Genomic DNA, 11426 nt, shown 5'->3' with positions numbered 1-11426 from the left:
ACCGCTCACGCCTCCCGGCCCAATTTTTCCAGCAGCACGCGCAATGCGCGCGCACGGTGGCTGTGGGCGTTCTTCACGGCAGGATCGAGTTCGGCCGCCGTCTGATTCAGCGAGCGGATGAGGAAGTGCGGATCGTACCCGAAGCCATGCGCGCCACGCGGCATGTCGATGATCTCGCCATCCCAACGCCCTTCGGCAATGATTGGCTGCGGATCGGCAGCATGACGCACCAGCACGAGCGCCGCATAGTAATAGGCGTCGCGGTAGCCGGGGGTGTCGGCATGCGGGGCGAGTTGCTCGATCAGATGACGGTTGTTTGCAGCATCCGACTTCTCGCGTCCGGCGCGGGCCGCGTAACGGGCGGAATACACGCCCGGTGCGCCGCCAAGGATCGGCACACACAGGCCGGAGTCGTCTGCCAGTGCGGGCAAGCCGGTCGCCGCCGCCGCGTGCCGCGCTTTCGCCAGCGCGTTTTCGACGAAGGTCACGTGGGGCTCGTCGGCTTCTGAAACGCCAAGCATCCCCTGCGGCACCAACTCGATGCCGAGCGGCTCGAACAACGACGCGAATTCGCGCAGCTTGCCTGGGTTGTTCGACGCCAGCACGATCTTCTGCATCGTCATCGTCAGACTCCCAGTGCGCGCTTCTGGGCGTCGATCAATTGACGGATGCCGGTGTCGGCCAGATCGAGCAGCACGTTGCTTTGCGCGCGCGTGAACGGCGCGCCTTCGGCCGTTCCCTGAATTTCGACGAAACCGCCTTCGCTCGTCATGATGACGTTCATGTCGGTATCGCACGCGGAATCTTCAGCGTAATTCAGATCGAGCACCGGGTGGCCCTGATACAGCCCGACCGAGACTGCGGCGACGTGCGCGCGTATGGGCGACGACGCAAGTTTGCCCTCGGCGATGAGCTTCGAGACGGCGTCGTGCGCCGCGACGAACGCGCCGGTGATCGAGGCGCAACGCGTGCCGCCGTCCGCCTGAATGACGTCGCAGTCGATCTGGATCGTGCGCGGACCGAACTTCTCGAGATCGAACACGGCGCGCAGCGAACGGCCGATCAGGCGCTGGATTTCCTGAGTGCGGCCGCTCTGCTTGCCACGTGCCGCTTCCCGATCGCTGCGGGTGTGCGTGGCGCGCGGCAGCATGCCGTACTCGGCGGTGAGCCAGCCCTGGCCGGAGTCGCGCAGGAAGCCCGGCACTTTCTCTTCAACGCTGGCGGTGCAGATGACCTTGGTTTCGCCGCACTCGATCAACACCGAACCTTCGGCGTAACGGGTGTATTGGCGGGTAATGCGCACGGGGCGCAGTGCATCTAGCGCACGGCCGTCCGGGCGGGTGATTTGCGTCATGAGTGAATGTCCTGCGAGGTGAGTTTATGCGGCAATACCCGAATGGTATCGCTAAACGCGTCAAGCTTGGCACCGCCGCCCGGCGCGGCGTGCCGATTCCGGAGCGCCGGGCCGGAAAATGCGATAATCGCGTTTCATCCATGCATGCGAATCCGATGGCTGCTTCACCTCGCTGAAGAACTGTCACGAGGCAGTGGTGCCGGACACCCCGATGAAAGACAACAACATCTACAGTATGACTGGCTACGCCAGCGTCACGCGCGACATTGCGCATGCCGATGGCGCCGCAGGCGCGAGCGTGTCGGTCGAATTGCGCACGGTCAATTCGCGCTTCCTCGATCTCGCATTCCGCATGCCCGAAGAAGCGCGTGCGTGCGAGCCGGTGCTGCGCGAAGCGCTCACCGCCAAGCTCTCGCGCGGCAAGGTCGATATCCGCATCAATGTGCAGCGTCCCGAGAGCGGCACGAACGGTGCGCTCAATCTCGACGCCGTCAAGCAACTCTCCGATCTCGAAAAACAGGTCCTCTCGATTTTCCCCGACGCGGAACGCATGCGCACCGGCGAAATCCTGCGCTGGCCGGGCGTGCTCGGCGAAGAGTCGGTGACCGCCGAAGCGCTGCGCGATGCCGTCATTGACGCAGGCCGCACCGCCATTGGCGATCTCGTCGATGTCCGCAAGCGCGAAGGTGCACAGCTCAAGGCCAGCCTTGTCGAGCGCATCGAGAACATGGAGAGAATTCTCACGGTCCTGCAGCCGCAGGTGCCGGAGCTGATCGCGCGCCATCAACAGAAGATCATCGATCGCTTGCAGGAAGCGCTGGGTATCGTGCTGCCGGAAGGCTCGGCCGCACCCGGTAAGGACGAAATCGCCGAGCGCATTCGTCAGGAAGTGACGATGTACGGCGTGCGTATCGACGTTGCGGAAGAACTCACGCGTCTGGACGCTCACCTGAAGGAAACCCGCCACATCCTCGATAAGGGGGGATTGGTCGGCAAACGGCTGGACTTCATGATGCAGGAGCTCAATCGCGAAGCGAATACGCTCGGCTCGAAGGCCGCCTCGAAGGAACTCGCCGACGCGTCGATGGAGCTGAAGCTCTATATTGAGCAGATGCGAGAGCAAGTGCAGAATCTGGAGTAACTCGCATGACCCCGCAATCGCAAGTCCCGCCCTCAGCCTTGCACGCCGAGTATCCCGGCAACCTGTTCATGGTGGTCGCCCCTTCGGGCGCGGGCAAGTCCACGCTCGTCAACGCACTGCTCGCGCAAGATAGCGAGGTGTGTTTGTCGATCTCGTGCACGACGCGGGCACCGCGTCCGAACGAGGAAGAGGGTGTGCATTACAACTTCATTTCGGTCGAGCAATTTCTTGAGCGTCGCAAGCGTGGCGAGTTTCTGGAAAGCGCCGAAGTGCACGGCAACTATTACGGCACGTCGCGCGTCTGGATCGAAGATCAGATGCGCGAAGGTCGCGACGTTTTGCTGGAGATCGACTGGCAGGGTGCGCAGCAGGTGCGCAAGCGCTTTTCGAATGCGGTCGGGATCTTCATCCTGCCGCCGTCCATCGAGGCCCTCGAAGAGCGGCTGAAAAAGCGAGGCACCGACGAGCCGAAGGTGATTGCACGACGTCTGCTGGCGGCCGGCGGCGAAATCGCCCACGCGCCTGAAGCGGACTTCATCATCATCAATGACGAATTCCAGCGCGCGCTCGATCAACTGCAATCGGTCTTCACCGCAGTGCGTCTGCGCTTCGCTTCGCAGTACGCCCGGCACAAGACGTTGTTCACCGATCTGGACATCCACGCGCTGAACGAGCACCAGTAATATCCAAGCATTCGTCGGCGGCGCTCGCGTTTTGCGCGAGTCTGCGCCGGCTGCGATAGAATACGCCTTATATCAAGAAGGAACCCCCTTATGGCCCGTATTACCGTTGAAGACTGTCTGAAAAGAATCCCGAATCGCTTCGAGCTGGCACTCGCCGCGACCTACCGCGCTCGTCAACTCGCGCAAGGTCACACCCCGAAGCTCGAGAACAACAAGGACAAGCCGACCGTTGTCGCGCTGCGCGAAATCGCGGCGGGTCAGGTGGGCATCGAGATGCTCAAGAAAGTGCCGCTCTGATCTGGAGACTGCACTGATGCGATGTGACGTTCCGGGCCGCTCGACGATGCAGGTACACGTATGAGTCATGCGAAATCACCGGCCGCGTCCATCGCTGCGGATGAACCCAAAGCGGGGGAGCCCAAGCCCGAACGCAAGAAAAAGAAGGGCGAAAGCGCCACGCGGCAGTACATCGACGCGCTGCTAGAGCAGTCGTACCGGCACCTGTTCGGTCCGACGGCAACGCCTGAGCAGCCGCGTAAGCACGAAGTCGTTTCGATTGCCCGTCTGAAGGGCATGCTTGGGGAGTACCTCAAGGAAAACGACCTCGCGCAAATCAAAGAGGCATTCCAGTTCAGCGACGAGGCCCACCTGGGCCAGTATCGCCAGAGCGGACAACCCTATATCACCCATCCCGTCGCCGTTGCCGAGATCTGTGCCGAGTGGAAGCTCGATGCACAATCGATCATGGCGGCGCTGCTGCACGATGTGATGGAAGACCAGGGCGTGACCAAGGCCGAACTCGCCGAGCGATTCGGCCCGAAGGTCGCGGAACTGGTCGACGGCCTGTCGAAACTCGACAAGATGGAGTTTCGCAGCCGGGAAGAAGCACAGGCCGAGAGCTTCCGCAAGATGCTGCTGGCCATGGCGCGCGACGTTCGCGTCATTCTCGTCAAGCTCGCGGACCGCCTGCACAACATGCGCACGCTGGGCGTCACGTCGACGGAAAAGCAGCGCCGTGTGGCGCGCGAGACGCTCGACATCTACGCGCCCATCGCGCACCGTCTGGGCCTGAACAATACTTATCGCGAGCTGCAGGATCTGAGCTTCGCGAATTACCATCCGCGTCGCTACGCCGTGCTCGACAAGGCCGTGAAGGCCGCGCGCGGCAACCGGCGCGAAGTGGTCGGCAAGATCCTCGACGCCGTCGAGAAGGCGCTGACGGACGGTGGCGTGAGCGCCGACGTCTTCGGCCGCGAAAAGACGCTCTTTAGCATCTACAACAAGATGCAGGAGAAGCAACTGTCGTTCTCGCAGGTGCTCGACGTTTACGGCTTCCGTGTCGTCGTCGAGTCGAATGCGCAGTGCTACCTGGCGCTCGGCGTATTGCATGCACTCTACAAGCCGGTGCCGGGCAAGTTCAAGGATTACATCGCCATTCCGAAGGTCAACGGCTATCAGTCGTTGCATACGACGCTCGTCGGCCCCTTCGGTACCCCCATCGAATTCCAGATTCGCACGCGCCGCATGCACGAGATTGCGGAAGCGGGCGTGGCCGCACACTGGCTGTACAAGAACGGCGGCGCGGACATGAACGATGTGCAGAAGCATGCGCATCAATGGTTACAGTCGTTGCTCGACATTCAGAGCGAGACCGGCGATTCGACCGAATTCCTTGAACACGTCAAGATCGATCTGTTCCCGGACGCCGTCTATGTCTTCACGCCCAAGGCGCGCATCATGGCGCTGCCGCGCGGCGCAACGGCCCTGGACTTTGCCTATTCGGTCCACAGCGATCTGGGAAACCAGTGTGTCGCCGTCAAGATCAACAACGAGTTGTTGCCGCTTCGCACCGAGTTGAAGAATGGCGACATCGTGGAAGTCATCACCGCACCGTATTCGAAGCCAAACCCGGTCTGGCTCGGGTTCGTGCGCACGGGCAAGGCGCGTTCGGCCATTCGTCATTACCTCAAGACGATGCGGTTTGCCGAGTCGGTACAACTTGGCGAACGTCTGGTGGAGCAGGCGCTCAAGGGCTATGGCCTGACGATGAGCGAGATTTCGCCGGAGATATGGGACAAGCTCGCGCAGTGGACTGGCAACAAGGACCGGCAGGACATCTTCGCCGATATCGGCTTGGGGCGTCGGGTGGCGGCGGTTCTGGCCAAGCGTCTTGCCGTGCTCTCGTCGGGCAAGGAAGGCGAGAACGATATCGACAGCCCGGACGATCCCGATTCGCCGCGTACCGGCGATGAGAATGTCGGACCGCCGGTGCTCATCACGGGCACGGAAGGCATGTCGGTGCAGTTCTCGGCCTGCTGTCGACCGATTCCGGGCGACGCCATCATGGGCTATATCGGCATTGGTCTGGGGATGGCGATCCATACCACCGATTGTCCGATCGCACGCCGTATTCATCGCAAGGACCCGACCCGCTGGATTGACGTGGCATGGGCACCGCAGCCGGGGCGTTTGTTCGATGTGGGTATCAAGGTGCTCGTGCATCACAACCGCGGCGTGTTCTCGCGGGTGGCGGCGGACATTACCGCGTCGGACGCCAATATCGCGCATATCAGCATGGATGAAGTGGTGCCGGACGAATCGGCAACACTGCGCTTCCTCATCCAGGTAAGCGACCGCGTGCATCTGGCCAATGTGATGCGTCGTATTCGCGTGAATCCGGATGTGATGCGGGTGGCGCGCGAGCGCCCGAGCGAACGCCATCACGAAGAACTGCGTGCCTTGCGTATGGCGCGCGAACGCGGCAACTTCTGACGAGACGGCCGGCGCACGCCCTCAATCGAGGCGCGCCGGCACAGTCTGCACCGCTATTCTCAGACCCCGAAAGGCTTTGCGAGCGCCGTCATCACGTCGACGGCGGGTAGCGTACGTCCAGAATCTCGATCTGTTCGAGCCCTGCCGGGGTGCGCAGGGGCACTGTGTCGCCGATCTTCGCTTTGGTGATCGCGCGGGCGATCGGTGAAATCCAACTGACGTGCCCCCGGTCGAGATCGACTTCGTCGATGCCGACGATCATGATCGTGTGCTCGTCGCCCTTGGTGTCGGCATAGGTCACTTCTGCCCCGAAAAACACCTGGTCGACGTTTTCCTGACGGCGTGTGTCGACAACCTCGGCATTATCGAGACGTCGCGTGAGAAAGCGAATACGACGGTCGATCTCGCGCAGACGCCGCTTGCCATAGATGTAATCGCCGTTTTCCGAGCGGTCGCCATTGGACGCCGCCCACGACACGATTTTCACGACTTCGGGCCGCTGATTGTCGATGAGATCGAGCAATTCGTCCTTCAGGCGACGATAACCGGCCGGCGTGATGTAGTTTTTGGTGCCTGCCGGAATTTCCGGGGCACCGGCGTCGAGATCGTCATCGTCGTCGCCGCTGTCTTCCTTGACGAAGGCTTTGTTCATAAGTCCATGCACACGACGCGCGCGTACGGAAATGGGTTTCGGGATTCATGCATTATAGGTTCGATGCGCATCGAGCATGCACGCAAGCCCACAAGCCGGATTCGCCGCCAGGCAATCATGCTCAGGTGTCATGGAATGGGTCGCCAATGTCCTCTACAATCGGGACACAACGCCCCACATGACTGCAGGAGAGCAGCGCCATGACAGATTCCACGAGTCCCTTTCTCGCCGTGCTCAAGCCGCATTTGAGCGATATCGGCGCTTTCACCGTGCAGCGGAGTCTGCCCAGTCTGCCGTTCAAGACGGTCGGGCCGTTCATCTTCTTCGATCACATGGGCCCGGCCACGCTGGCGCCGGGGCAGGGCATGGACGTGCGTCCGCATCCGCACATCGGGCTGGCGACCGTCACCTACCTGTTCGACGGGGAGATCTGGCATCGCGATAGTCTTGGCAGCGACCAGCGCATCACGCCGGGCGCGGTGAACTGGATGACGGCAGGACGCGGCATCGTGCACTCGGAACGCACGCCGCAAGACGTGCGGGCGCGCGGCGGCGACGTGCACGGCATTCAGACGTGGGTCGCGCTGCCGCAGGCCGACGAAGAGACGGAGCCCTCGTTTGCGCATCACGAAGCGGCCTCGCTGCCGGATATCTTTCTGCCGGGCGTGCATATGCGTCTGATTCTTGGGGAAGCATTCGGCAAGAAGGCGCCGGTGAAGGTGTTCTCACCGATCTTTTATCTGGCCGTCGACATGGAGCCTCACGCGGCGTTCGTGCTACCGCCGGAGTATGCGGAGCGCGCGGTCTACACCGTGCAGGGCGAGGTGACGGTGAACGACGAGGTATTGCCGGAACAGCGTATGGGCGTACTCGCACCGCACGCCGATGTGCGCATCGTGGCGGGCGACAAGCCAGCACGGCTGATGCTGCTCGGTGGCGCCCCGCTCGACGGTGACCGCTTCATCTTCTGGAACTTCGTGTCGTCGAGCCGCGAGCGTATCGAGCAGGCCAAGGCGGCCTGGACGGCCCAGCAGATGGGTACCGTGCCCGGTGAGACGGAGTGGATTCCGCTGCCTGAGCGCAAGCCGGCTGGCCATTAAGTATCTAACTAAGTACCCGGTTCAGCACATTTCAGGTCGACGCACGCCTGCCGCCGAAGCGATCGGCCGCAGGCGTTTTTTATCGGCACGCGGAAGGTGGTGCGCGGCCGGGGCGGGAACCTCAGGCGCTAAAGCGCGTCCGTAACGATTTGCCCCGGTTTTGCGATTACCATGCTTCAAGCTGGCGGCTTTATGTGATGAGTGACGGCCGCTGTTAACGCAATTTACCCTGCTTAATAAGAACCTATGATCGATACCAACCTCGCCAGTTTCGACGCCGACGTGCTGGCCGTCTCGCATCAGGTGCCTGTGCTGGCGGACTTCTGGGCGCCGTGGTGCGGCCCATGCAATGTGCTCGGCCCACTGCTGGAGAGGCTGGAGACCGAAGGGCAGGGCCGCATTCGTCTGGTGAAGATCAATGCCGACGAGAACGCACAGCTTTGCGCGGAGTACGGTGTGCGCAGCCTGCCGACGGTGGTCGCGTTCGTCAATGGCGAGCCTGTCGACCAGTTTGTGGGGGCGTTGCCGGAGGGGCAGTTGCGCGCGTTCATCGATCGCGTTGTCCCGAATCCGGCGGAGATGGCTCGCCGGGTGGCACGCCAGGCCTTGCAGGAGGGCAAGCCGGAGGTCGCACGCGACGCGTTGCAGGCTGCCCTCGCGCTAGATCCCGCACATGACGATGTGCGTCTCGACCTGGCCGACGTGCTGCTGGGTATGGGCGACGTCGAGAGTGCGCGCACCGAACTGACGTTGCTTTCCCCGCGCACAGCGGCCAGCGGCGACGCTCGCATCGCAGCCCTGAACACGCGTATCGCTGCGGCGGAGCAGGCGAGCCATTTGCCGCCTGCGCAGGCGTTGCTGGCGCGTGTGGCAGCAGCGCCGGATAACTTGCAGGCACGGCTCGACCTCGCGAATCGTTATCTGGCGGATCGCGCCTACGAGCCCGCATTGCGGACGCTGCTGGAGATCGTTCAGCGTGACCGCGCGTTTGGCGACGATGCCGGCCGTAAATCGATGCTGGCCATTTTCGACGCCTTATCCGAGACCGATCCGGCCACGGTCGCCGCGTGGCGGCGCAAGCTGAGCGCGGCGCTTAACTGAGGTAAATTCTCTGAGGCACATCCTTTTCACTACGGACTGTACGCTGATGACTGCTCCTTCTCTGATTACCTTCGCTCCCGATCAGGCGGGCGAAGCCGTCTTCGACCATCCTGCTGAAGCCCGCCGCGTGAGCGGTAATCCGCAACGCGTGACGCGCCCGTTCTACACCGACGCGCTGGGCGAGTTCGATTGTGGTGAATGGACGTGCGAACCCGGCGCGTGGCGCATCGCCTTCGGCGCGCATCGTCAGGAGTATTTTTCGGTGATCGAGGGGCGTATTCGCATCAGCGACCTCGACGGTAACGCCTCGGAATTCGGGCCAGGCGATGCCTGTGTGATCCCGGCTGGTTTTGAAGGGGTGTTCGAAGTGGTGGAGCCAGTACGCAAGCATTTCGTGATGTTCGAGCGCAAGACGCAATCATGACGCGCCTCATTTTCTTCTGTGGTCACGCGGGGGCAGGCAAGACGACGCTCGCCAAACGGCTGATCCGCCCACTGATCGCCCGTAGCGGGGAAGCGTTCTGTCTGCTCGATAAAGATACGCTTTACGGTGCTTACAGTGCAGCGGTGATGGGCGCACTGACGGGCAATCCGAACGATCGCGACAGTCCTCTGTATTTGCAGACGCTGCGCGAACCGGAGTACGCCGGGCTGTTGGAAACGGCGCGAGAGAATCTGCGCCTCGGCGTGAACGTGCTTGTGGTGGGACCGTTTTCCCGTGAGTTGCGTGAAGGGTTGCTCTTCGACCGCGCGTGGCTCGATATCGATGACGATGTCGGGGTGCATGTCGTTTGGGTGGATCTCGACGAGGCTCACGCGAAGGCGCGCATCGAGAGCCGGGGGAATCCGAACGACGCTTATAAGCTCGCGCATTGGGACGCGTACCGCGTACGTCGGATTTTGCCGCCCGCAGCCGCGTTCCCCGGCTTGATTCGTTTCGACAACACCGCCCCGACGCTGGACGACGACGAGCAGTTGCTGCAAACGCTGCTGGCGCAGACACGCTGATCGTTGAAATTTGTTCCAAGGGAAAAGTCTTAAAACGCGTTTTGCGGGGGGAGGGCGCGGCGCGTGCGTTGCTAAGGTAGGGGCACTTTCCTCCCTGTGCCCACGCCGATCATGTCCCTGCCTCTTTGCCCGTTGTCTTCGCCTGCGGCCAGTGTCGTGGGCTTCTGTAGAAAATTCCTTCATGTTGCCCTGAGGTCGGTGGCCGGGTTGGCGGTCGTCGTCCCGGTCATGGCGCACGCCGGAGGGCCGCCGGTGCCGGGGTTGCCCCGGATCAACACTGTCGCGCTCCCGCTATCGGCCGCGGATTCGCCAGCATCACGCGATAGTGCCGTCACGCAAACGGTGGCGTCGGACGTGGCCCCAACGCTGGCGCGCATTCGCGAGCGTGGACGCATCGTGCTCGGCTACCGGCAGACCGCCGTCCCTTTTTCGTATGTCGACGCAAAGGATCGACCGATGGGGCTGGCATGGGCGCTCTGTCAGCGCATCGTCCCCGCGCTACAGCGCGAGCTGGCAATGCCGGACCTGCGCGTTACGCCCGTGCGAGTGATCGAGCAGATGCGCGGGCCGATGATCAAGGGCGATGCCATCGACATCGATTGCGCCCCGTCGACGGTCACCGCAACACGTGAGCGGCAGGTGGCTTTCAGCCTTCCGTACTACGCGGCCAACGTTCGCCTCATGGTCCGGCAAGGCGCAGGGATCAACTCCATCGACGACCTTCGCGGGCTTCGGCTCGCCGTTGTGCAAGGAACGACGGCCGAGCGGCTCGTACGCGCCCAGCACGTCCGCACAGGCTTCCAACTCCTCTTGGCACGCGACTATGCCGACGCGTTCCGCATGCTGCGCGAACATCGTGCTCAAGCCCTCGCGCTCGACGACGTGCTTCTCGAAGGCCTGCGCGCTACTAGCAAATCGCCGGATCTGTTTCAAATCGTCGGGCCGCCGCTGTCGAACCAACCCGAGTATTACGCGCTGGTTCTGCCTAAGGATGACCCGGTTTTCAAGGCGCGCGTGGACGCCGCGCTCGCCACGCTGTTCCGCAACGGCGATATGGCCAAGCTCCAACGCGAGTGGTTTCAGACCGCCGTACCACCCTTTGGGCACAGCCTGAATGTCCAACCGTCCGCCGAGGTGCTCTGTAGTGGTCAACCCACGCCGGACACCGAGTTAAGTTTTTCTTCTGCGACTGCCGGGGCTAGACCCTCGTTGAATTGATGTGGTCGAGTCCAGTTGTATCGCTGCATCAGGTAATAGCTGATGTCCCGCTGTGCTTCTCGAACACTTATATATCCAGTGCTTGGCACCCATTCCGTTTTCAAGCTTCGGAACAAGCGTTCCATCGGGCTGTTATCCCAACAATTTCCACGCCGACTCATGCTCTGCCTGATTCGATAGCGCCACAGTCGCTGACGGAATTTCCGGCTAGCATATTGACCGCCCTGGTCGCTGTGGAACATCAAGCCCGTGGGCCGACCGCGTTGCTCGAACGCCATGTCTAATGCCTTCACTACGAGGTCGGCGTCGGGGCTCGTCGAGAATGACCAGCCGACAACGCGGCGCGTGAACAGGTCCAACACCACGGCCAGATAATGCCAGCGCCCCTGCGCCCATA

General features: G+C 62.2%; 13 protein-coding genes. 9 read left to right on the top strand and 4 right to left on the bottom strand.

Annotated features, from left to right (window positions below; all coding sequences use genetic code 11):
* Positions 1–5: 5 nt before the first annotated feature.
* Both rdgB and rph read right to left on the bottom strand, forming a co-directional pair.
* The gene (gene rdgB / locus C266_RS14165; protein ID WP_010804298.1) at positions 6–623 is read right to left on the bottom strand and encodes an RdgB/HAM1 family non-canonical purine NTP pyrophosphatase; all 618 of its coding nucleotides are present in this window, start codon (positions 621–623) and stop codon (positions 6–8) included.
* Between the two features lie 2 nt (positions 624–625).
* Positions 626–1354 carry a ribonuclease PH gene (gene rph / locus C266_RS14160; RefSeq protein WP_010804297.1) on the bottom strand — a complete coding sequence of 243 codons (729 nt, stop codon included), beginning with the start codon at positions 1352–1354 and terminating at the stop codon, positions 626–628.
* 211 nt (positions 1355–1565) lie between these two features.
* Here rph and C266_RS14155 point away from each other — a divergent pair, with 211 nt between their 5' ends.
* From C266_RS14155 to C266_RS14140, 4 genes are all read left to right on the top strand, one after another.
* Positions 1566–2495, top strand: coding sequence for a YicC/YloC family endoribonuclease (locus C266_RS14155; RefSeq protein ID WP_010804296.1), 930 nt, complete (start codon positions 1566–1568; stop codon positions 2493–2495).
* A 5-nt stretch (positions 2496–2500) separates the two neighbouring features.
* On the top strand, positions 2501–3178 hold the full coding sequence (gene gmk, locus C266_RS14150) for a guanylate kinase (RefSeq protein ID WP_010804295.1): 678 nt from the start codon (positions 2501–2503) through the stop codon (positions 3176–3178).
* Between the two features lie 90 nt (positions 3179–3268).
* On the top strand, positions 3269–3475 hold the full coding sequence (rpoZ, locus tag C266_RS14145) for a DNA-directed RNA polymerase subunit omega (protein ID WP_010804294.1): 207 nt from the start codon (positions 3269–3271) through the stop codon (positions 3473–3475).
* 60 nt (positions 3476–3535) lie between these two features.
* Positions 3536–5950 carry a bifunctional (p)ppGpp synthetase/guanosine-3',5'-bis(diphosphate) 3'-pyrophosphohydrolase gene (locus tag C266_RS14140; RefSeq protein WP_010804293.1) on the top strand — a complete coding sequence of 805 codons (2415 nt, stop codon included), beginning with the start codon at positions 3536–3538 and terminating at the stop codon, positions 5948–5950.
* A gap of 91 nt (positions 5951–6041) precedes the next feature.
* Here the strand turns inward: C266_RS14140 and greB are convergent, their stop codons facing one another.
* Positions 6042–6602, bottom strand: coding sequence for a transcription elongation factor GreB (gene greB / locus C266_RS14135; RefSeq protein WP_010804292.1), 561 nt, complete (start codon positions 6600–6602; stop codon positions 6042–6044).
* Between the two features lie 200 nt (positions 6603–6802).
* On the opposite strand from greB, the gene C266_RS14130 reads away from it, so the two are divergent.
* From C266_RS14130 to C266_RS14110, 5 genes are all read left to right on the top strand, one after another.
* A complete protein-coding gene (locus C266_RS14130) occupies positions 6803–7702 on the top strand; it encodes a pirin family protein (RefSeq protein WP_010804291.1) in 900 nt (299 codons plus the stop codon).
* A 249-nt stretch (positions 7703–7951) separates the two neighbouring features.
* Positions 7952–8803, top strand: a complete 852-nt coding sequence (gene trxA / locus C266_RS14125) for a thioredoxin (protein WP_036663064.1) — start codon at positions 7952–7954, stop codon at positions 8801–8803.
* Positions 8804–8849: 46 nt separating this feature from the next.
* Positions 8850–9227, top strand: a complete 378-nt coding sequence (locus C266_RS14120; protein ID WP_010804289.1) for a cupin domain-containing protein — start codon at positions 8850–8852, stop codon at positions 9225–9227.
* Entirely contained in the window at positions 9224–9811 is a 588-nt protein-coding gene (locus C266_RS14115; protein ID WP_010804288.1) for an ATP-binding protein, read from the top strand. The genes C266_RS14120 and C266_RS14115 overlap by 4 nt, the downstream gene beginning before the upstream one ends.
* A 396-nt stretch (positions 9812–10207) precedes the next feature.
* A complete protein-coding gene (locus C266_RS14110; protein ID WP_168162922.1) occupies positions 10208–11029 on the top strand; it encodes an amino acid ABC transporter substrate-binding protein in 822 nt (273 codons plus the stop codon).
* Here C266_RS14110 and C266_RS26895 read toward each other — a convergent pair.
* The coding region (locus C266_RS26895; protein WP_010804286.1) for an IS3 family transposase at positions 10960–11426 on the bottom strand (467 nt) is incomplete at its 5' end. The two genes, C266_RS14110 and C266_RS26895, sit on opposite strands and share 70 nt — an antisense overlap.

The organism is Pandoraea sp. SD6-2 (assembly GCF_000389825.1).
GTDB classification, from domain to species: Bacteria; Pseudomonadota; Gammaproteobacteria; order Burkholderiales; family Burkholderiaceae; genus Pandoraea; species Pandoraea communis.
Note: the sequence above shows the minus strand (reverse complement) of the source record. Positions and strands in the feature narration are given on the sequence as shown.